The following is a 20,182-nucleotide window of genomic DNA, read 5'->3' as shown; positions in this document are numbered from 1 at the left end:
GTGCCCCCTCTTTTTTGGAGAGGGGGTCAGGGGGTGAGGTTCCCGTAAGGAACGTGCTACAACAATCATTACACTGAAATCCCAATGTCCCCTACCTGCCGAGCTTCTACCTACCGAAACCTGCTGGCCGGGCTCCTGCTGCTGGCCCTGGCCGCGTGCGGCAAAAAAGGCGAGGAAGACAAAAAAGCGGGCGGAGCACAAGCCGGCCCCACGCCCGTGAAACTAGTGGAAGCCAAAGAGCAGCAGGCCATTTACTACGACGAATACCCAGCCCGCGTGGCGGCCCTGAACATCGTGGAGCTGCGCACCCAGGTGCCGGGCTTCGTGACGGGCATCTACTTCAAGGAAGGCGAGCTGGTGAAGAAAGGCCAGCCGCTGTATGAGATAGACCGGCGCAAGTACCAGGCTGCCGTGCGGGAGGCCCGCGCCGGCCTGCAAAGCGCCCAGGCCCAGCTCGCCAACGCTCAGCTCAACCTGAACCGCTACCAGCGCCTGGCCCAGCAAGACGCCATTGCCCAGCAGATTGTCGACAACTCCGTGACCACCGAAGCCAGCGCCCGCGCGCAGGTGGAAGTGGCCCGCGCCGCCCTAGCCACCGCCCAAACTGACCTTGATTACTCGCTGGTGAGGGCGCCGTTTGCGGGTCGCATCGGCATCTCGCAGGTGCGACTGGGCGCTCAGATTAGTGCCGGAAGCACCTTGCTCAACACTATTTCGAGCGAAGACCCCATGGGCGTCGACTTTGTGGTGAACGAGCAGGAACTGAGCCGCTTTCAGGCGCTGCAGGGCGAGCAGCAGGGCGGCCTGGGCGCGCAGGACTCCAGCCTACGGCTCGCTCTACCGGGCGGCAAAATCTATCAAGGCCGCGGCCGGGTGCGCGCCGTGGACCGCGGCGTCGACAACCAAACCGGCAGCGTGCAGGTGCGCATGCAGTTCGACAACCCCGGCCGCGAACTCAAAGACGGCCTCACGGTGGTGCTGCGTGTGCTTAATGAGCAGTCGGGCCGCCGCGTGGTGGTGCCCAACAAGGCCATTCTGGACCAGATGGGCGAAAGCTTCGTGTTTGTGGTGCGCGACACTGTGGCCCTGCAGCGGCGCGTGGAGCTTGGGCCCCGACTACGCGAGGACATCGTGGTGCTCAAGGGCCTGAAGCCGGGCGAAAAAATAGTATCCGAGGGTCTGCAGCAACTGCGTGATAGCGCCAGCGTGACCACCGGCAAGCCCAAACCGCCTAAGGAAGGCAAGAAAAACGCGGGAGTAAATGGAAAAGGTAGGGCTGATTCGTTCTCGATGAAATCGGTGTCAACGGCGCGCTCGGATGGACCTCACCCCCGACCCCTCTCCCGCGGAGAGGGGAGCCAATTCCGCAAGCTGTCGTCAGGCTCCCCTCTCCGCGGGAGAGGGGCCGGGGGTGAGGTTAACCGGCTGCAGCAACTAAAATTACACTTCAGCACCCGCCGCGCATGATAGCCGAAACCTTCATTCGCCGGCCGGTCACAGCCATAGTGTGCTCGGTGCTGATAATACTGCTGGGCGCGCTGGCCATCTTCAATCTGCCCATCACGCAGTACCCTGACATCACGCCGCCCACCGTGTCGGTGACTGGCAACTACGTGGGGGCCGATGCCCAAACCGTGGAGCAAACCGTTACCACGCCCGTCGAAACGCAGATAAACGGCGTGCCCGGCCTCACCTATCTCACCAGCTCCTCGGCCAACAACGGGCAGATGAACATGTCGGTCAACTTCGAAGTGGGCACCAACATCGACGTGGCGGCCCTCGACGTGCAGAACCGTGTCGGCATTGCCCTGCCCCGCCTGCCCGAAGAAGTGCAGCGCCTGGGCCTCACGGTGCGCAAGCGCAACCCGAGCATCCTGCTGCTGGTGGCGCTGTACGCCCCCAAGGGCTCGCACAACGTCACGTTTCTCGACAACTACGCCAACATTTACCTCAAAGACGCCCTGCTGCGCACCAAGGGCGTGGGCGACATCAACGCCCGGGCCGACGACTTTTCGATGCGCATCTGGCTCAAGCCCGACAAGCTGGCTCAGCTCGGCCTCTCGGCTCAGGACGTGACCAACGCCCTGCGCGAGCAAAACGCCCAAATCGCCGCCGGCTCGCTGGGCGGCGCCCCGCAGCAAAAGGGCCAGAGCTTTGAATTCACCGTGTTTGTGCGCGGCCGGCTGGTTACGCCCGCCGAGTTTGGCAACGTGGTAGTGCGCACCCTGCCCGAAACCGGCAAAGTGGTGTACCTGCGCGACGTGGCCCGCGTGGAGCTCGGCAAGTACAACTACGCCAACCAAAGCTTCGTCGACGGCAACCGCGCCGCCTACCTGCTGGTGTACCAGGCCCCCGGCTCCAACGCCCTGGAAACCTACGACAACGTGGTGGAAACCATGGAGCGCCTCAAAAAGCAGTTTCCCGCCGACCTCGACTACATGATTCCCTTCGAGGCCGCCTCGGTGGTGAAGGTATCGATGAAAGAAGTGGCCTTCACCATGCTGGAATCGTTGACGCTGGTGGTACTGGTGGTGTTTTTGTTCCTGCAGAACTGGCGCGCCACGCTCATCCCCACCCTGGCCATCCCGGTGGCGGTGATAGGAACGTTTCTGGCGTTCGTGCCGCTGGGCTTCACCATCAACACCCTCACACTTTTCGGCTTAATACTGGCCATCGGCATCGTTATCGACGACGCCATTGTGATAGTGGAAGCCACCCAGCGCTACATGGACGACGAGGACATGAGCCCGCGCGAGGCCACCATGGCCGCCATGCGCGACATTTCCACGCCGGTTATCACGACCTCCATCATCCTCATCGCCGTGTTTGTACCGGTGGGCTTCATCGGCGGCATCACCGGCCGGCTCTACCAGCAATTTGCTTTGACTATTGCGGTGGCGGTCACCATCAGCACCTTTTCGGCGCTGTCGCTCACGCCCGCGCTGTGCTCGCTGATTTTGAGAAGGAATAAGAATAGCGAGGTAGAGGAAGGTGCGGAGCAGGAAGGTGCCACGGCGGAAACCTCACCCCCTGACCCCCTCTCCAAAAAAGAGGGGGCACCGGTCATGCACAGCCAAGAATCGTCAGGCTCCCCCTCTCCGCGGGAGAGGGGGCCGGGGGGTGAGGTTCCCCAAGCGAACGACCACAAACCCCACAAAAACAACTTCCTCGACCGCTTCTTCGCCTGGTTCAACAAAAAATTCGACCGCCTCACCGAGTGGTACACCAAGCGCGTGGAAGCCGGCATTAAGTACCCGCGCTGGATGGTGGCGGCCATTGCAGCTATCCTTGTAGGCACCGTGTTCCTCTACCGGGCCAAGCCTTCTGGCTTTGTGCCCACCGAAGACGAGGGCCGGCTCATCGTCACGTTCACCCTGCCCGAGTCGGCTTCTACCGACCGCACCGTGGCCGCACTCAAGGGCATTATGGAGGAGCTAAAGCGCACGCCCGGCATCAACCACTTTTCAGGTTTGGCGGGGCTAAATGCCATTAACTTTTCCTCCAAATCGAACAGCGGAACCATCTTCTGCCAGCTTAAGCCCTGGGGCGAGCGCAACGAAGAAGGCCTGCGGGCCCCAGCGCTGGTCGACACCCTGCAGCGCCGGCTGAGCCGGTTCCGCGAAGCCCGCGTGGTGGTGATTCCGCCGCCGGCCATTCCGGGCCTGGGCAATACCTCGGGCTTCTCGTTTGTGCTGCAGGAGCGCGAGGCCCAGACCGATATTCAGGTGTTCGACCGCACCCTGCAAAACTTCCTGACGGCCATGCGGCAGCGGCCCGAAATCGCCAAGGGCTTCTCCTTCTTCACGGCCAACGCCCCGGGCGTCCGCCTCGAAATCAACCGCGACAAGTGCAAGCAGCTCGGCGTGAGCATATCCGACGTGGGCCAGGCCCTGCAAACCTACCTGGGCTCGTCCTACGTGAACGACTTCACGCTCTACGGCCGCACGTTCCGGGTGGTGGCCCAGGCCGACACCAGCTACCGCGGCGACATGGCCGACCTGGCCCAGTACTACGTGCGCAACCAAAGCGGTGGTATGGTGCCCCTGAGCACCCTCACGAGTTACGAGCGCACGGCCACGGCCCCGCTCATCTCGCACTACAACCTGTTCCGCTCGGCCGATATCAACGGGGACCCCGGCGAGGGCTACAGCACCGGCGATGCCATTAAGGCCCTGGAAGAAGTGGCGGCCGAAACCCTGCCGCCCGGCTACGGCTACGAGTTTTCGGGCCTGAGCCGGGAGGAGCAGCTGGCCGGCTCGCAAAGCCTCTACATTTTCGCCCTTTCGCTGGTGTTTGTGTTCCTGGTGCTGGCCGCCCTCTACGAGAGCTGGACGGTGCCGTTTGCCGTGCTCGTGTCGGTGCCCATTGGCTCGCTGGGGGCCATCCTCACGCTCTCGCTATTGCCCGATTTGACGAATAACGTGTACGCCCAAATCGGCCTGGTAACGCTGGTGGGCCTGGCCGGCAAAAACGCCATTCTCATCGTAGAATTTGCCAAAGAGCGCCTCGAAGCCGGCGCCGACCTGGTCGAAGCCACGCTGGAAGCCGTGCGCCTGCGCTTCCGGCCCATCGTCATGACGTCGATGTCGGCGGTGCTGGGCATGGTGCCGCTCATCATCGCAACCGGGGCGGGCGCCATCAGCCGGAAGCACATCGGCTGGACGGTTTTTGGCGGCCTGCTGCTGGCCACGGCCGTAGGCACGTTCGTGGTGGCCGTCACCTATGTCATGATTACCAAGCTGGCGTACAGCAAGAAAGAGCTGGAGAAATTCAAGGAGGAAGCCGAGGACAAAAAAGAAGAGGAAAAACAAGACGACGCCGAAGGCCAGCCCGACACGACTGCCGAGCCCGCGCCTGCGTAAACGCCAGCCTCACCAGCTTTCCGCCTGATGCCCCTGCCCTCCTACCACATCGGCTGCTCCGGCTTTTCCTTCCGTGACTGGAAGGGCGTGTTTTACCCCGAAGGCCTGCCGCCGCGCAAGTGGTTTGAGTACTACTGCACGCAGTTCAACACTCTGGAGCTGAACGTGACCTTCTACCGCATGCCGGAGTTGAAGGCCTTCGAAACCTGGTACGCGCAAAGCCCCGCCGACTTCCGGTTTGCCGTGAAAGCGCCGCGCCAGGTCACGCACTACAAGAAATTCAACGCCGAAGCCCAGCCCATTCTGGCCGATTTCTACGCCACCGTGGCCGAGGGCCTGCGCGATAAGCTGGGCCCCATGCTGTTCCAGCTACCGCCAAAAGCTGCCTACACCGAGGAGCTGATGGAGCGGCTCCTCAACAGCCTCGACCCCAATTTTAACAACGTGGCCGAGTTCCGCCACCCCAGCTGGTGGGACGGTGAAGTGCAGCGCACCCTGGCCCGGCACGGCGTGGCCTTCGTGGGCCAGAGCTACCCGCCGCCCCTGGAGCTGCCCGACGAAGTAATAGCCAACACCGACGTTATCTACTACCGCTTCCACGGCGTGCCCGAGCTCTATAAATCGCCCTACAGCCCGGAATTCCTGGCCCGCATCGCCGCCGAAGTGCAGGCCGCCAAAAACGTGAAGGAAGTGTACCTGTATTTCAACAATGGCATAGCTGCCGTGGGCGTGGAAAATGCCCGCCAAATGCAGCTGCTGCTCCAAGCTCAACCTTAACAACCCGGCCGCATATGCCGTTTGCCGACGGTATGACACAATTCCACATCGGCTGCTCGGGCTACCATTACCGCCACTGGCGCGGCACTTTTTACCCCGAAAAAATGCCCATGCGGCTGTGGTTCGACTACTACAGCCAACACTTCCGCACCCTGGAGCTGAACGTGACCTTTTACCGGTTTCCGCAGCTGTCGTTTCTGGAAAACTGGTACGCCCAGAGTCCGCCCGATTTTCAGTTTGCGGTGAAAGCCCCCAAGCTCATCACCCACTACAAGCAGTTCAACAACGTGCAGCAGCTGCTGGGCGACTTCTACGACACCACGGCCCGCGGCCTGCTCGAAAAGCTAGGCCCCATCCTCTTCCAGCTGCCGCCCCGCACGGCCTACGCCCCCGACCGCCTGGCCCGCATCCTCGACAGCCTCGACCCCACTTTTCTAAACGTGCTAGAATTCCGCCACCCCAGCTGGTGGCAGCCGGAAGTGTATGAAGAACTAGCCCGGCGCAAAGTCATCTTCTGCGGCCAAAGCCACCCCCAGCTCCCCGATGCCGTGGTAGCCACCGCCCCCGTGCTCTACTACCGTTTCCACGGAGTGCCCGACCTCTACCGCTCGCCTTACGACGAAGGTTTCCTACGGCGCATCACCGCGGAGATTCAGGCTCAGTCTGGCGTAGAGCAGGCTTACGTTTATTTCAATAACGACATTGATGCCTCGGCCATTGGCAATGCGCGGCAGATGCTGGCGATGGTGTAAAAAGCAAGCCGAAGCGGGGGAACCTCACCCCTGCTGGCCCCTCTCTGGCGGAGAGGGGAGCCTGACGCCTGTCATTGCGAGGAGGTACGACGAAGCAATCCGTCCTGGTCTCAGCGACCAAGTTCATAAGGTGACAAGCCTTGGCTCTGCGCAGAACCGGGGCTTGTCGTTTCAGTGAACTGTTTGGTTCTTACAGGACGGATTGCTTCGTCGTGCCTCCTCGCAATGACAGACGTCAGGCTCCCCGCGAGAGGCTACGCTATGCAGCAGCCACAAAAAAAGGCCCGCTCTCATCGAGCGGGCCTTTTTTCACTTTAGCGCTTGCTGCGGGGCAGCTTACTTACGCTTCACGGGAGCCTTTTTAGCCGGAGCCTTTTTGGCGGGAGCTTTCTTCGCCGAAGGAACCGTACCGGTCTTCCTCAACTCGGTGATGGTCGGTGCTGGACCATACTTCGTCTCGGCGGGGTTGGTGTCGCCGGTCAGGAAGGGGTCGAAGTCTACGCGGCGGTTCAGGGCCTGGCCAGCCTTGGTTGCATTGGTCTCGATGGGCTTGGTTTTGCCATAGCCACGTGCCTCGATGCGTTCAATCGCTATGCCTTGCTCCAGCATGTAAGCTTTGGCTGCAGCAGCACGGTCATAAGACAGACCGAGGTTGTAAGTATCGGCACCTACGTTGTCGGTGTGGCCGGCAATGCTCAGGCTATAGTCAGGGTACTCGTTCATGATTTTCACGAGTTCCTGCAGCTTGGGATACGAAGTGGGCAGCAAGCGAGCCTTGTTGAATTCGAAGTTGATGTACTTCGTGGCCTCGTTGAGCACTTTTTTGGCTTCCGCCTTAATCTCGGGGCAGCCACGGTTCGAAGCCGGACCGGCACGGTCGGGGCAACGGTCCTGGAAGTCGGGCACACCGTCGCCGTCGCGGTCAAGCGGGCAACCGGTAGCGTCTACGGCTACACCGGCAGGGGTGTCGGGGCACTTGTCATCGCTGTCGCGCACGCCGTCGTTGTCGGCATCGGGGCAGCCTTGCAGCTCAGCCTTGCCGGGGGTGTCGGGGCACTGGTCTTCGCTGTCGCGCACGCCATCGCCGTCACGGTCAGGGCAGCCTTCCAGAGTCGCAAGCCCTTTTTCGTCGGGGCACTTGTCTTGGTAGTCGGGCACGCCGTCGCCGTCGCGGTCAAGCGGGCAGCCGTTGGGGTCCACGGCCACGCCGGCGGGCGTGCCGGGGCACTTGTCTTTTTTATCGGATACGCCGTCGCCGTCCTCGTCCTTCATTTTGCCGAAGGCGAAGGTCAGGCCGGCAGTGTGCTGCAGAAAACGGTCATCAATGCGGTTATCATCGCGCACCGGATGGCCGTCGATATTGGCACCGAAAGGAATATGCTGCCCAGTCTGAATGAAGAGACCGATTCCGTCGCTAAGGCGGAAGTTGATACCCGCAGCGCCGAACAAGTCGAAGTGCGTGGCGTTGGTTTCGGTGGCCCGGCCCGCAAACGTGGCATCCCGGCTAAAGTAAGCCATGCCCGGCGCGATGGTCAGGTAAGGCTGAATGAAGGCGTCTTCCTTGAAGGCCCAACCGTTGTTCAGCTTGAACTTGAACGCCAGGTTGCCGTGCACCACATTGGTTTGAAACCGGTTGGTGGTAATTATCTCTTGGTTGCCCTTAAGCTCTACATAGCCCAGCTGCAGGCCCAAATCGAGGCCGGAAGTGAGGTAGCGGTTGAAGGAAATGCCAGGACCGCCGTTGGACTTGCTCCAATCCCAGAAGTAGGAACCGTAGTTGCCCTTGTATTGGTAGGCACTGCCCGAAAGGCTAATGGCCGTTTTTTTATCGGCTGATTGGGCCTTGATTTCTGGGGCAGCCATGCCGAGCATGACTGCACCCAGCGCAAGGCCGCGTAGGAGTTGAGGTTTTAGGTGCATAGGAGTGTGAATAGTGTCGTGAATCAACCGCCACGTTGGCGCTGACAGCAGATGTGCCGTTATACCCTATCCACCTAAAAAAGTTGCTATTTTTAATCGATGAATGCCTAATCTGGCAAGCTGAATCCTTTAATAGCTAACAATCAGGATTACTCAATAAATAAGCAGCGACTGCCCAGCGGGAATTTAACCCAGCATGGGCACTTCCATAAGCAGTAAGCGGGCGGTACTGTCGGCCTTAATGGCCAGCGCATCTACCTCCCACAGGCCGAAGCCGTCACGGCGGTGCAACGCCTGCCCGTTGATGGTGACGTCGCCCTCTAGCACGAAGGCGTAGACGCCGTTGCCGGCTTGCTTCAGCGTGTAGTCCAGGCTCACGCCCGCGTCCAAGTCGGTGAGGTGGAACCAAGCATCCTGGTGTATCCACACGCCTTCGTCGTCGGGCGAGGGCGAGAGCACCTGCTGCAGCTTGTTGTGGCGGTCTTCGGCCCGAAAGCTTTGCTGGGCGTAGCGCGGGGCCACGTTGCGCTTATTCGGGAACACCCAAATCTGCAGGAACTTCACTTCCTGGTCGGGGTTGTGGTTTTTCTCGCTGTGGGCCAGGCCCGTGCCAGCGCTCATTACCTGCACGTCGCCTTCGCGGATGACGGCCTGCCGCCCCGTAGTGTCCTGATGCTCGAGGTCGCCCGACAAGGGAATGGAGATAATCTCCATGTTGTCGTGCGGGTGTTTGCCGAAACCCATGCCACCGGCCACGGTGTCATCGTTGAGCACCCGCAGCACCCCAAAATGCATTCGCTCGGGGTTGTGGTAGTTCGCAAAACTAAAGGTGTGGTAGGAATTGAGCCAGCCGTGGTTGGCATGCCCGCGGGTGTCGGCGCGGTGCAATACGGATTGAGACATAACGCGTTCTGTTTGTTGTTACTAGTATGCAACAAAGGTCAACCCATTAGTATACTTTTGCAAGTAGTTACACACTTGTATACTGGAGACGCATATGTAACTCTTGCTCATAATCAAGCTCATAAAATATGCCCACCCCCAAAGAAAAACCCGTGCTGGACTGTCCCTTCCGCCAAACGCTGGACGTATTGGAGGGAAAGTGGAAATTCGCCATCATTCACAGCCTGCTGCACCACGGCACCCAGCGCTTCAAGCACCTGGAGCGCGACGTGGCCGGCATCACAGCCCGCATGCTCATCAAGGAGCTTAAACTACTGGAGTCGCACGGCATCGTGACGCGCCGTCCCTACCCCACAGTGCCTCCCACGGTTGAGTACTCCCTAACCGAATGTGGCCACTCCCTGGCCCCGGTTATCGAGGCCATCCAGGCCTGGGGCATGCAAAACCGGACAGTACTGGCGGCTGGAAAGTGAGATGACATACGCTAGACACAACAAAAGGGCCGCTTGCTTACTGCAGGCGGCCCTTTTCATTTTACTATTGGCAGCTTAGTCCTCGTCGATATACTAGTTCAGAATCAAATGTTTTTGACGCTCAAACTCTTCCGCCGTAATGACCCCCTGGTTGCGTAAGTCGCGGAGTTTAGCCAACTCGTCAGCAACGGAATGCTGAGCCACAGGTCCAACAACAGGCACTTTGCGAAGCGCCAAGTATAAAGCGGCCAACCAACCAATTATCGACCAACCAGTCAGAATGTTGACAAGGAGGATAATGAAGAAATCGGGCCGCTTGCGCGCAATGAACGAGGGAACAAAGTGGATGATGAGCAGGATGGGGAATGATACCATCAGAAGCATCATTTCGCTTCCTCCGATGTCTCCCAGAAATAATAAACACTTGCTCATCACGTCCTCGCCTTATGGCTTAAAAACGCCCAAAGTTGAGCGCCAGAATCAGCACTATACCCACTACCATCAGAATCAGATATGTTTCCACAGCGCCGGTTTGCACGTAGCGCAGTAGGGTGCCGCCGCCATTCACGGCCCGGCCAAATACGCCGACCACGGGGTTGATGATGCCGTTCTCCACGAACTTGTACAGGCCGCTGGACAGCGCCATGGTGGGCTTCGTGAACAATGCGTTGTACAGCTCGTCGATGTAGTACTTGTGGTACACCAGGCTTTCGGGGCCCGAACGCTGGGCTTCGTCTGCGACTGGGCGCTGGGCGCGGGCCACGTAGAACACATACGCCAGCGCGATGCCCAGTACGCCTGCCGCAACCGACAAGCCAATGAGCATAAGCTCCGTGCTGTGGTCGAGCTCAGTGGCAAAAGCCGCGGGTACCAAACGCTGCGAGTACGTGAAAATTGGGGCCAGGTACTCGGCCAGGAAATGGCGGCCCGTGAACATAGGCGCGCCCATGAAACCACCAACTGCCGCCAGCAAGGCCAGCACTATCAGCGGGAACGTCATGCTAGCTGGCGACTCGTGGAGGTGCTTGCGCTGCTCCTCGGTACCGCGAAACTCGCCGAAGAAAGCCAGGAACAGCAGGCGGAACATGTAGAAGGCTGTGAGGAAAGCCGTAAGCAGGCCCATGCCCCACAGCACCTTGCTGTGCTGGAAAGCGTGCTCCAGTATCTCATCCTTGGAGAAGAAACCCGAGAACGGCGGAATGCCCGAGATGGCCAGGCAGCCGATGAGGAAGGTGAAGAAGGTGATGGGCAGTGCCTTGCGCAGGCCGCCCATGCGGCGCAGGTCCTGCTCGTTGCTCATGGCGTGAATCACGGAGCCGGCCCCGAGGAACATCAGCGCCTTAAAAAACGCGTGAGTAAGTACATGAAACAGCGAGGTGCTGTAGCCCATCACGCCCAGGGCCAGGAACATGTAGCCCAGCTGCGACACTGTGGAGTAGGCCAGCACTTTCTTGATGTCGTTCTGCGCCAGGCCGATGGTGGCGGCAAACAGGGCCGTGGCCGCACCCACAATGGCCACTACCTGCAGCGTATCGGGGGCCAGCGTGAACAGCACGTTGGCGCGCAGCACCATGTAAATACCGGCCGTGACCATGGTAGCGGCGTGAATGAGCGCCGATACGGGCGTGGGGCCGGCCATGGCGTCGGGTAGCCAGGTGTAGAGCGGCAGCTGGGCCGACTTACCCATAGCGCCCACAAACAGCAGCAAGGTGATGGCCGTAATAACGCCCGTGCCCACTTGCATGGTGCTGGCCTTCTGGAACACTTCGGCGTACTGCACCGAATCAAAAGTCAGGTAAATCAGGAAGATGCCGAGCAGGAAGCCCAGGTCACCGATGCGGTTGATGATGAAGGCTTTCTTGGCGGCGTTGTTGTAGTCGGTGTTCTTGTTCCAGAAGCCAATGAGCAAGTACGAGCACAAGCCCACACCTTCCCAGCCAATGAAGAGGATAACGAAGTTGGCGCCCATCACCAGCAGCAGCATGCTGAAGATGAAGAGGTTCAGGAAGCTGAAAAACTTACCCACGTTCACGTCGTGGTGCATGTAGCCGATGCTGTAGACGTGAATGAGAAAGCCCACCCCCGTCACGAGCAGCAGCATAATCAGGCTGAGCTGGTCAATCTGATACTGGAAGGGGATTTGCAGCGAGCCCACCGAAATCCAGTTGAAGAGCTGCACCGTGTACTGGTACTCAAAGTTGAGGAACAGCATCACCGAAATCAGGAACGAGCCCAGCACGGTGGCGCTGCCAATGAGGCCGGCCACAGTACCGGACAGCTTCCGGTTCAGCAGGCCGTTCAGCAGGAAGCCCAGGAAAGGCAGCAGCGGAATCAGGACGTAGATAAACGTGGAGTAAGGGGCGTTGGCGCCGGGGAGAACAGTTTCTTGCATTGTAGGGCTATGCTAGCGATACTAAAAGAACTGTCATCCTGAGCGGAGCGAAGGACCTTGTCACACCAGAACATTAATCGTTCGACTGGCATCAGGTCCTTCGCTCCGCTCAGGATGACAGGATGACTACCATTTTAAACGGCTCAATAAATTGACGTCGGTGGTCTGGAAGTTGCGGTAAATCATGACGATGATGCCCAAGCCCACCGACACTTCGGCGGCGGCCACGGCCATGATGAAAAACACGAAAATCTGGCCGTTAGGGTCGGCCCGATAAGCCGAAAATGCCGTGAGCAAAATGTTCACGGCATTGAGCATCAGCTCGACGCACATGAAAATAATGATGGCGTTGCGCCGCACCAGCACCCCCGTGACCCCAATGGCAAACAAGGCCGAGGCGAAGAAGATGTAGTACTGCAGCGGAACGGTGCGGATTACTTCGGGAATAGTTTGGTCCATGCGAAAAAGGGCCGGCGATAGAACAGTGCAGCCGGCCGGCCGGCAAAGGTATCCTTGAAAAAGGAAAAAGATGGTCCTTTTTCACGTAGCGCGGACTCTGCGAGTCCGCACCTGCGCCGTGCGGGTGTCGTTCTAGCGCGGCTCCACTGAATCCACGCTACGGTTCTAGCAGAAAACTTAAAGTAATTTAGAGGTACCGGCGTCTGCTTGGTCAGAATGGAAACCATGGCTCTTTCGCTCCCCTCCCCCCTTGCTCCGATGACGGCCACGCAGCAAGACCGCCAGATTGCCGATGCCGTGCGGCAGCAGCGGCCGCGGCTGCTGCAGTTCATCCGCCGGCGCATTCCCGACGAGGCCGAGGCCGAAGACCTTCTGCAGGACGTCTTCGCCGAGCTCGTGGAAAGCTACCGCATGCTCAAGCCCGTGGAGCAGGCCGCGGCCTGGCTGTTTCGGGTGGCGCGCAACCGCATCACCGACCTGTACCGCCGCAAGCGCCCCGTGAGCCTAGAAGAAGCCTTCGGTGCCGCCGAAGCATCGGACGACGGCGAAGGCCTGCTGCTGGCCGACTTGCTCCCGGCCCCCGACGACTCGCCCGAAAACCGCCTGCTGCGCGAAACCCTCATGGATGCCCTCACCGAAGCGCTGGCCGAACTGCCCGTGGCTCAACGCCAGGTATTTGTGTGGCACGAGCTGGAGGACAAAACCTTCCGCGAAATGGAGGAAGAAACCGGCGTGCCGCTCAAAACCCTGATTTCCCGCAAACACTACGCCGTGCTGCACCTGCGCAAACGGCTGCAGAAACTGTACACCGAATTATTTACCGATTAAGTAGTGGGGTGGCGGGGTGGCAAAACGATGAGGATGCGAATAGCCGCATACCTGTCCATCGCCAACCCAGCTGCTCACCATTTCACCATCTCGAAATTTCACCCATCATGGACCGTAAATTCTGGCTGCTTCGCGGCCTCCGCTTTTTTCTCTTCGCGGCCTTGTTCATCGCGGCCGCGGTGTTTGTCACCCAGTACCTGTGGAACTGGTTGGTGCCCGAAATTTTCAACGGTCCGTCCATCACGGCCGTCCAAACCCTGGGCTTGCTGGTGCTGAGCCGCATTTTGTTTGGCGGCTTCCGGGGCGGGCAGCCCGGCGACTGGGCCCGGCGCCGCAAAGCCTGGCAGCAGCGCATGGCCGGCCGCATGGAAAACCTCAGCGATGAGGAACGTGAGAAGTTCCGGCAGCAGATGCAGCAGCGCTGCAGCATGGGCTTTATGCGTCGCCCCGAACCCGCCGCAGCATCCGAAGTGAAGCAGCCGGCTTAAGCCGCTTGGCTTTCTACATCCTTGTTGCTATCACGCTACTCAGAATTTTATTTTAGCAGCGCGGCCTTTCCCCATGAGGCCGCGCTTTTTTATTCCGAAATTATTTAGACATTTGCCTAATCATTGAAACATCACCATGAACGCCCTCTTTAAAGCCCTAAATGACCCGACGCGGCGCGCCATCCTGGAGCGGCTGCGCAATGGGCCAGCCACCGCCGGGGCCATTGCCGAGCAGTTCCAGTTTTCCGCGCCCACCATCAGCCACCACCTCGACCTGCTTCGCCAGGCCGAGCTTGTCACAAGCGAAAAGCAAGGCCAGTTTGTGGTCTACACCCTGAACATGACCGTGTTCGACGAGCTGCTGGGCTGGCTTTACCAATTCAAGTCTTAATCCTTCATTCTGCATTTTTTCACTCTTTTGTCATGAAAAAGAACCTGCTTCCCTGGCAACTACTCACGCTAGTGCTACTGGTATTGCCCACGGTGTATCTGCTTTATGCGTGGCTCCAGTTGCCCGAGCAGGTACCCACGCACTTCGGAACCGATGGTACTCCCAACGGCTTCACCAGCCGCGCCAACATATGGCTTATCACCTCGGCGCTGCCCGTAGGTCTTGCGGCCCTCCTCACAGCCCTCCCCCTCCTCGACCCCAAGCGCCGATTCGACACCAGCACGGTGAACTTCCAGAAACTGCGCCTGGCGCTGGTGGCACTGACTAGCGCCGTTGCTTGCTACAGCCTGTATACGGCTCTGCACCCCGGTGCTGGCAATGGCAGGGCCCTGCTGGTGGGAGTGGGCTTGTTTTTCGCGCTGCTGGGCAACTACCTTGGCACCGTGCAGCCCAACTATTTTGTGGGCATTCGCACCCCCTGGACACTGGAGAGCCCCACGGTGTGGGCACGCACCCACCGCGTGGGCGGCAGACTCTTTTTTGTGTCAGGCCTGCTGATGGCTGGGTTGGCCCTTGTGCTGCCCCTAGCCTGGATGCAGCCCCTGGTGCTGACCTTAGTGCTGGGTACGGCAGGCTTTTGCTACGCCTACTCCTATCTCGCTTTTCGCCGGGAAGAACGATTCCGAGAGCCAGCCAACTGAACTAAATAACTTGTTTTTAAGGCAATAGACTCATATTAAAAGGGTGTTCAGCCGTTGTAGTGCTCAGCACCCTGATTTGTCCGAATCGCCCTTGCGTCACATACGCAGGGGCGATTTTGTTTAATGGAATTTAGCCAATGGACTCAGTTTGCGTTTATCTTAGAAATAAAATGAGTTTGTTGAGAAACAATATTTGGAAAATGGTATGTTACCATTGTAAGTTTGCATCGTTCAATTCAACATCAAAGTAGTGCAAACGCGTACCCTCTTCCGTCAAGTCTTTGCCATCGCAGTCGTTGGGTTCCTTTTCAGCGCTACCCCGAGCCAGGCACAGTACGCTTTTCACCGCGTATCCAGCCCCATGAAAGGCGCCGCGACGGAGGCCGACGAAACGCCCAAAGCCCCTACCTACAAACTAGTGCATGGCGTGGTGCAGGATGCCAACGGGGCTTTGCCCGGCGCTACTGTGTGGCTGCACGGCACTCAGATTGTAGTTGTTACCAACTCGGAAGGTGAATTTGAACTCCGCGTGCCCACTACAGCCAAAGTGGTACAACTCACGTGCAGCTACGGTGGCTTGCATGAAGAAGTGGTAACGATGGCGCCCGTGCAAGCCATGGGTTCGGTCTACCTTCTCCGCCCCAAAACCGTGGTCAAAAAATAGCTTATTACACGCCCTCTTCCATACCAAAACACATTTTCTTAAGGTTTACCCGCCTTTTTTCTGTCCATCCTTTCCTTAGCCTAAAAGCCCTGGCCCTACGGACCAGGGTTTTTTATTGCATCAAAGCCAGTGCTTAATGACTGGATTTCATTTACCTGGCCAAATCAATCATTGACCGGTGAAATTCAAACTTTGAACGAATGAAGCTTTAACCTTAATATTTACAATACTAAGTTTGTATCGTTCAATAAAATCAAGATACTGGCTACCTTTTTTTCTTTAGCACCATGCGCTTCTCTTTGCTCTTTATCGCCGCTTCCCTGCTCATGGTATTCCTGATTGAAAACAGTGTGGATGCTCGTTCGAATGAGACTTCTTTCATCAATGCTAAATGGTGGATGCGGACTTCCGCCAGCAAGGGCAACGATGGCCCCGGCAAGCCGGTGAAGAAGCTGGCGGCGAACAAAGTAGTTGTTAAAGAGAACCGGGAGAAAGCCATTGTCGAAGCGTTTAAAGAGTCTCCCAAAGTTTTTGTGGGCTATGTGGTAAGTCCCCAAGGTGCCCTGCCGGGTGCAGTGGTGGAAGTGATAGGCACGCAGCTCAGCGCGGTCACCGATGCCAACGGCGCATTCAGCCTGACCTTGACAACCAATAGCGCACCGGTGAAATTGCTGGTTAGCTATGCTGGCTTTGCCGACGAAACCAAGACTGTTTCGCCAGCCGACCAGTCGACTACGGTTGAGCTGACCACCGTGCAGGAAATCAAAGTTGCGCGCCGCCAGCAAATGAAAGCTTATTCGAAGACGGCCCAACGCCAGGTGAAGCGCACCCTGCGCCAATTGTAGGCAGACGCGCAGACTCCAGCAGTGTGAGCAGCAGTAAGAAAAAATGCCCCGACCGTTGCGGTCGGGGCATTTTTAGTATCAAAGCAGCCGAAGCTACAGCTCTTTGGTATTGTCGTCGAGCTGGCGGTCGATGATAAGGTGGTAGGGGTCGACGGCCACCGAAGCCGGCTTTTTGTCTACAACGAAGCTGAGCTTGTTGTCGCCAGTACGAAGCCGGCGCTTGATGAGCAGCAGCGGGGGCACGGGCTTCTTATCCTTGCCCAGCTCCGGGAAGATGGCCACGGGCAGGGCGTCGCGGGTTTGGTCGGCGGGGCGCTGGTTGCCGAGGCTGTCGGAGTAGAACTTAGCGCTCTTCACCGTGAAATCGACCTGGTAGCGGCCGTCGGGCAGCTTCTTGCTGGTAGCGGCCGTCACGCGGTTATCATAGAGCGTGATTCGCTCAAACAAATCGGTGAGGAAGGGCTGAAGCGAATCGGGCGCGGCCCGGCGCAGGTAGCCGATGAACTCCGGCGAGTTGGTGTAGGGCGGCTGCTGGAAGGCCACCGCGGCCACATACTTTTTCAGGGCGTTGTTCAGGGTTGACTCGCCCAGGTAGTCCTGCAGGGCATACATCACCACCGAGCCCTTGGCGTAATGGATGTACTGCTGGTTCTCGACCAAGCCCAACGGCACTTCTTTCTTCTGCTCGAAGGCGCGTCCTGAGAGGTAGCGCCGCATGTCGAACTTGAGGAAATGCTGCATGGCACTGGGGCCGTTGTGGTGGTTGAGCACCATGAGGGCCGAGTACTCGGCCAGCGCCTCCGACATGAGTGTGCTGCCCTGCACGGCGCCGCCAATGACCTGGTGCGCCCACCACTGGTGCGCCACCTCGTGGGCGGTCACGTAGTAGGGGTAGTTCAGGTCCTCGGGGTCGTTGTCGTTCACGTTGGCCACGAAGCCGATGCTCTCGGAAAAGGGCACCGTGTTGGCAAAGCTTTGGGCAAAGCTCTGGTACTGCGGAAACTCTAGAATGCGCAGCTGTTGGTGCTGGTAGGGCGAGAAGTTCTTGGAGCAGTAGGCCAGGGCGTCTTTGGCGCCTTCGGCCATGCGCTTGAGGTTATACTCGTGGCCCGGCTGGTAATAGATGGTGATGGGAATGGTGCGCTGGCCGGCAGTGTCCACCCACTGGTCTTTGTACTCCTTATAGCGGGCCGAGAGGAAGGTATAGAAGTTGAGCATGGGCCGGTCCATCACGTAAGTGAAGTAGCGGCGGCCGTCCTTCACCCACTCCTTCTGGAGGTAGCCGGGGGCGATGGCCGTCTGGTCGGCTTCGGTGCTGACAGTGGTCTGGAAGCGAATCCAGTCGGCATCGTTGCTGATGTAGGTGTTCTGGCGGCCCTTCACATCATCGAACTTGGGCATGCGGGGCTTGGGCTTGAGGCCGTAGTTCTTGCGGTCCTGGTCGCCGCTGAGCTCGGCGCCTTCGCGGTAGCCCAGGCCAGGCAAGTAGTTGCTGCTGACGAAAGTGCCGTTGTGCACAATGTCAGTGTTGGAACCCGCATTAGGGAAGCCGCGCTCCTGGTAGAACAGGTTCATAGTTAGGGGCAGCGAGTCGCCGGGGGCCAGCGGTTTGGCCAGGCGGTAGATGCGAAAGCCAAAAGTGGTATCGTTCAGGGCCAGGGTGGCTTGGCCAGGTGCGCCCAGCGTCAGGGCCCGCACGCGGGGGTGCTGCTCCACGGGAATGCTCACGATAACCGTGTCCAGGGCCCGCGCCTGCTTGTTCACGAGCATATACTGACCGTTGAACTCTACCGCGCGGGTGCTGGGGTAAATGTCGGTATTTAGGCTGACAGATGTGATGCGTGGCTGAGGCACGTCTTTGTAGCGGCGGTACTGCTGCTCGTAGGCCACTTGGCGCTTCTCGCCGGCCTTGGGGCTCCGGTACTCGTTGAGCACGTTGGTGTTATAGAAAATATAAGAACCCGCGCCCAGGCTAATGAGCAGGCCCAGCGCCAGCGTGGCCGTGCTGCCTGTACCCCAGCGGCGGCTGGCTTCGCGTAAGCGGCCGGTGGTGTCGGTGCCACGCACCCACAGCAGCGTAGCGGCCAGCACCAGCAATAGGGCCACGCCTACAAACAACAGCTTGGTCCACCAGAAGGCGGGCAGGAAGTGGCCGTAGCCATTCATGGCTGAGTACGGCCCGGGGTTGGAGCCACCGCCAAAGCCTAGCAGGCGGTGCCCCAGGCCGATTTGCCCCCGGAAAATATTGGCCACGTAGTACAGCACCATCACGGCGAAGCCGAGGTACTTGTTGTTCACTACTACCTGCGTCACCATGGCCAGCACGCACATCAGCATGAGGAAGGGCAGTTGGTACAAGAACAGGGCTTGGAGGTACAAGCCGATTTCGTAGTTGAAATACCCTTTGAAGGTCTGAATAACCAGGCCACAGAGCATCACTATGACCAGCAGCACCACCTGCACCAGCCACAGCGCGGCCAGCTTGCTCAGGAAGGGCACCCAGCTGGGCACCGGCACGGCGTCGGCAATCTGGGCCACGCCCGCTTGCCGCTCGCGCCACACCAGCTCGCCGCTGTAGAAAATGATGATGGCCAGCAAAAACAGAAAGAACGAGCCCAGCGACAGCTGCAGGACCTCGCTTGTGACCGGGTAGGTAGGCGTATCGAAAGTCTTACCAACCTGCGAAGCCGTGGCCAGCAGGAAGATGACGCCCGCGCCCGCAATGGCCGCAAAGTAGCGGCTGCGCACAATGCCGCGGAACTCCAGCTTGGTGAGACTCCACCACTGGCTGACGCTCATGGAACCGGAAAACACCTGCGTCACGCGCGGCAGGCGCAGCCCGCCGGTCAGGCCGCGGCCCGCCGTTTCGGTCTCTGCCAGTGCGTCGGCATCAGCGGCCGACGCGCGCCGGGCTTTCTTCGATACCTTCTCCGAGGCCAGGGCCGAAAACCGGAAGCGGGCGTAGCAGAACGCCAGCAGCCCTAGCCCCAGGCTCAGCCACACGGCCCGGTTGAGAATAATGTAGCTGGAAAACGGCACCAGCTGGGTGTTCTTCTCCACCGACGTCCAGTAGCGGGTGGTGAGGGTGAGGGCCCCAAGGCCAAAGGCATCGAGCGCGGCGGCGAGGTGCTCGTTTTTCAGGTCTTCGAGGTAGGCTGAAGCCACCAGGTAAGCCACCAGCAGCACCACGGCCCCGATGTAGGTACTGAGGATGTTGCGCGTGAGCGTGGCCATGGTAAAGAAAATAGCCCCACTAAACAGCAGATTCGGCAGCACTATCATGAGGTAGGGCCACACGTAAGTACCTGAAGGGGTGGCCGCCAGAAACCGGTCGGCCTCGACCCAGGGCATAATGCTGGCCACACCGGCCCCAAAGCCAATGCCGCTGAACACGAGCACCGCAATGAGATAAGAACCCAGAAAGCGCCCGCCCAAGTAGCCGATTTTGCTGATGGGCGTGGTGTAGAACAGCGGATGCGTGCGGTACTCGAAGTCGCGGTACACGGGGTTGCCCATGAGCGACGAGGCGATGATGACGCCAAACACGCTGAGAATGGCCACGGTGATGCTCACCGAAAACGGCGAGTTGATTTTCACCGCTTGCCCGTCGCCGCCCAGCGACACGTTCACGCCCGTACCGAAACCGCCACCAGCGGCCGTCACAAGCAGAAAGGCCATCAGGAAAAGGACGGCAAAGTATATCCAAGTTGCCGGCCGTTTGAGCCGG

At 59.2% G+C, this 20,182-nt stretch carries 17 protein-coding genes; 11 read left to right on the top strand and 6 right to left on the bottom strand.

The window, feature by feature from the left end:
* The first annotated feature begins 84 nt into the window (after positions 1 to 84).
* Genes BMZ66_RS14975 through BMZ66_RS14955 form a run of 4 tightly spaced genes read left to right on the top strand, consistent with a single transcriptional unit; the run spans position 85 to position 6,391 of the window.
* The gene (locus tag BMZ66_RS14975; RefSeq protein ID WP_092675191.1) at positions 85 to 1,467 is read left to right on the top strand and encodes an efflux RND transporter periplasmic adaptor subunit; all 1,383 of its coding nucleotides are present in this window, start codon (positions 85 to 87) and stop codon (positions 1,465 to 1,467) included.
* The gene (locus tag BMZ66_RS26110) at positions 1,464 to 4,862 is read left to right on the top strand and encodes an efflux RND transporter permease subunit (RefSeq protein WP_234795111.1); all 3,399 of its coding nucleotides are present in this window, start codon (positions 1,464 to 1,466) and stop codon (positions 4,860 to 4,862) included. Before BMZ66_RS14975 ends, BMZ66_RS26110 begins: the two co-directional genes overlap by 4 nt.
* A 27-nt stretch (positions 4,863 to 4,889) precedes the next feature.
* Positions 4,890 to 5,639 (top strand): DUF72 domain-containing protein, encoded by a 750-nt coding sequence (locus BMZ66_RS14960; protein WP_214607007.1) that lies wholly within the window; start codon positions 4,890 to 4,892, stop codon positions 5,637 to 5,639.
* 32 nt (positions 5,640 to 5,671) lie between these two features.
* A complete protein-coding gene (locus BMZ66_RS14955; protein WP_092676118.1) occupies positions 5,672 to 6,391 on the top strand; it encodes a DUF72 domain-containing protein in 720 nt (239 codons plus the stop codon).
* 336 nt (positions 6,392 to 6,727) lie between these two features.
* Here BMZ66_RS14955 and BMZ66_RS26365 read toward each other — a convergent pair whose 3' ends face one another.
* Both BMZ66_RS26365 and BMZ66_RS14945 read right to left on the bottom strand, forming a co-directional pair.
* Positions 6,728 to 8,311: an OmpA family protein gene (locus BMZ66_RS26365; RefSeq protein ID WP_092675188.1), complete on the bottom strand. Its 1,584-nt coding sequence runs from the start codon at positions 8,309 to 8,311 to the stop codon at positions 6,728 to 6,730.
* A gap of 186 nt (positions 8,312 to 8,497) precedes the next feature.
* Entirely contained in the window at positions 8,498 to 9,214 is a 717-nt protein-coding gene (locus tag BMZ66_RS14945) for a pirin family protein (RefSeq protein ID WP_092675185.1), read from the bottom strand.
* A gap of 128 nt (positions 9,215 to 9,342) precedes the next feature.
* Here BMZ66_RS14945 and BMZ66_RS14940 point away from each other — a divergent pair, with 128 nt between their 5' ends.
* Entirely contained in the window at positions 9,343 to 9,687 is a 345-nt protein-coding gene (locus tag BMZ66_RS14940) for a winged helix-turn-helix transcriptional regulator (protein WP_092675182.1), read from the top strand.
* Between the two features lie 93 nt (positions 9,688 to 9,780).
* On the opposite strand, the gene BMZ66_RS14935 is transcribed toward BMZ66_RS14940, so the two are convergent.
* The 3 genes from BMZ66_RS14935 to nuoK all read right to left on the bottom strand — a co-directional run bounded on the left by BMZ66_RS14935 (position 9,781) and on the right by nuoK (position 12,538).
* Positions 9,781 to 10,119, bottom strand: a complete 339-nt coding sequence (locus BMZ66_RS14935; protein ID WP_092675179.1) for a superinfection immunity protein — start codon at positions 10,117 to 10,119, stop codon at positions 9,781 to 9,783.
* 19 nt (positions 10,120 to 10,138) lie between these two features.
* Positions 10,139 to 12,079, bottom strand: a complete 1,941-nt coding sequence (gene nuoL, locus BMZ66_RS14930) for an NADH-quinone oxidoreductase subunit L (protein WP_092675176.1) — start codon at positions 12,077 to 12,079, stop codon at positions 10,139 to 10,141.
* A 126-nt stretch (positions 12,080 to 12,205) separates the two neighbouring features.
* Positions 12,206 to 12,538 carry an NADH-quinone oxidoreductase subunit NuoK gene (gene nuoK / locus BMZ66_RS14925; RefSeq protein WP_092675172.1) on the bottom strand — a complete coding sequence of 111 codons (333 nt, stop codon included), beginning with the start codon at positions 12,536 to 12,538 and terminating at the stop codon, positions 12,206 to 12,208.
* Positions 12,539 to 12,796: 258 nt separating this feature from the next.
* Here nuoK and BMZ66_RS14920 point away from each other — a divergent pair, with 258 nt between their 5' ends.
* From BMZ66_RS14920 to BMZ66_RS14895, 6 genes are all read left to right on the top strand, one after another.
* On the top strand, positions 12,797 to 13,366 hold the full coding sequence (locus BMZ66_RS14920) for an RNA polymerase sigma factor (RefSeq protein ID WP_092675169.1): 570 nt from the start codon (positions 12,797 to 12,799) through the stop codon (positions 13,364 to 13,366).
* A 107-nt stretch (positions 13,367 to 13,473) separates the two neighbouring features.
* Positions 13,474 to 13,854: a hypothetical protein gene (locus tag BMZ66_RS14915; protein ID WP_177204743.1), complete on the top strand. Its 381-nt coding sequence runs from the start codon at positions 13,474 to 13,476 to the stop codon at positions 13,852 to 13,854.
* Between the two features lie 136 nt (positions 13,855 to 13,990).
* Positions 13,991 to 14,245, top strand: coding sequence for an autorepressor SdpR family transcription factor (locus BMZ66_RS14910; RefSeq protein WP_092675166.1), 255 nt, complete (start codon positions 13,991 to 13,993; stop codon positions 14,243 to 14,245).
* A 32-nt stretch (positions 14,246 to 14,277) separates the two neighbouring features.
* A complete protein-coding gene (locus tag BMZ66_RS14905) occupies positions 14,278 to 14,946 on the top strand; it encodes an SdpI family protein (RefSeq protein ID WP_092675163.1) in 669 nt (222 codons plus the stop codon).
* A gap of 361 nt (positions 14,947 to 15,307) precedes the next feature.
* Complete coding sequence (locus BMZ66_RS14900; protein WP_092675160.1) at positions 15,308 to 15,610, top strand: carboxypeptidase-like regulatory domain-containing protein; 303 nt, start codon at positions 15,308 to 15,310, stop codon at positions 15,608 to 15,610.
* 287 nt (positions 15,611 to 15,897) lie between these two features.
* The gene (locus BMZ66_RS14895; RefSeq protein ID WP_092675157.1) at positions 15,898 to 16,455 is read left to right on the top strand and encodes a carboxypeptidase-like regulatory domain-containing protein; all 558 of its coding nucleotides are present in this window, start codon (positions 15,898 to 15,900) and stop codon (positions 16,453 to 16,455) included.
* 93 nt (positions 16,456 to 16,548) lie between these two features.
* Here BMZ66_RS14895 and BMZ66_RS14890 read toward each other — a convergent pair whose 3' ends face one another.
* Positions 16,549 to 20,133, bottom strand: a complete 3,585-nt coding sequence (locus BMZ66_RS14890) for an ABC transporter permease/M1 family aminopeptidase (protein ID WP_234795110.1) — start codon at positions 20,131 to 20,133, stop codon at positions 16,549 to 16,551.
* Positions 20,134 to 20,182 lie beyond the last annotated feature (49 nt).

It is taken from the genome of Hymenobacter arizonensis, from assembly GCF_900115775.1.
Classification (GTDB): Bacteria; Bacteroidota; Bacteroidia; order Cytophagales; family Hymenobacteraceae; genus Hymenobacter; species Hymenobacter arizonensis.
Note: the sequence above shows the minus strand (reverse complement) of the source record. Positions and strands in the feature narration are given on the sequence as shown.

Bases quoted from the DNA above. Each gene is read 5' to 3' on its own strand.
- BMZ66_RS14895 (WP_092675157.1), top strand. From the start codon at position 15,898: ATGCGCTTCTCTTTGCTCTTTATCGCCGCTTCCCTGCTCATGGTATTC.
- BMZ66_RS26365 (WP_092675188.1), bottom strand. From the start codon at position 8,311: ATGCACCTAAAACCTCAACTCCTACGCGGCCTTGCGCTGGGTGCAGTC.
- BMZ66_RS14940 (WP_092675182.1), top strand. From the start codon at position 9,343: ATGCCCACCCCCAAAGAAAAACCCGTGCTGGACTGTCCCTTCCGCCAA.
- nuoK (WP_092675172.1), bottom strand. From the start codon at position 12,538: ATGGACCAAACTATTCCCGAAGTAATCCGCACCGTTCCGCTGCAGTAC.
- BMZ66_RS14955 (WP_092676118.1), top strand. From the start codon at position 5,672: ATGACACAATTCCACATCGGCTGCTCGGGCTACCATTACCGCCACTGG.
- BMZ66_RS14935 (WP_092675179.1), bottom strand. From the start codon at position 10,119: ATGAGCAAGTGTTTATTATTTCTGGGAGACATCGGAGGAAGCGAAATG.
- BMZ66_RS14945 (WP_092675185.1), bottom strand. From the start codon at position 9,214: ATGTCTCAATCCGTATTGCACCGCGCCGACACCCGCGGGCATGCCAAC.
- nuoL (WP_092675176.1), bottom strand. From the start codon at position 12,079: ATGCAAGAAACTGTTCTCCCCGGCGCCAACGCCCCTTACTCCACGTTT.
- BMZ66_RS14905 (WP_092675163.1), top strand. From the start codon at position 14,278: ATGAAAAAGAACCTGCTTCCCTGGCAACTACTCACGCTAGTGCTACTG.
- BMZ66_RS14915 (WP_177204743.1), top strand. From the start codon at position 13,474: ATGGACCGTAAATTCTGGCTGCTTCGCGGCCTCCGCTTTTTTCTCTTC.
- BMZ66_RS14975 (WP_092675191.1), top strand. From the start codon at position 85: ATGTCCCCTACCTGCCGAGCTTCTACCTACCGAAACCTGCTGGCCGGG.
- BMZ66_RS14890 (WP_234795110.1), bottom strand. From the start codon at position 20,133: ATGGCCTTTCTGCTTGTGACGGCCGCTGGTGGCGGTTTCGGTACGGGC.
- BMZ66_RS26110 (WP_234795111.1), top strand. From the start codon at position 1,464: ATGATAGCCGAAACCTTCATTCGCCGGCCGGTCACAGCCATAGTGTGC.
- BMZ66_RS14920 (WP_092675169.1), top strand. From the start codon at position 12,797: ATGACGGCCACGCAGCAAGACCGCCAGATTGCCGATGCCGTGCGGCAG.
- BMZ66_RS14960 (WP_214607007.1), top strand. From the start codon at position 4,890: ATGCCCCTGCCCTCCTACCACATCGGCTGCTCCGGCTTTTCCTTCCGT.
- BMZ66_RS14910 (WP_092675166.1), top strand. From the start codon at position 13,991: ATGAACGCCCTCTTTAAAGCCCTAAATGACCCGACGCGGCGCGCCATC.
- BMZ66_RS14900 (WP_092675160.1), top strand. From the start codon at position 15,308: ATGAAAGGCGCCGCGACGGAGGCCGACGAAACGCCCAAAGCCCCTACC.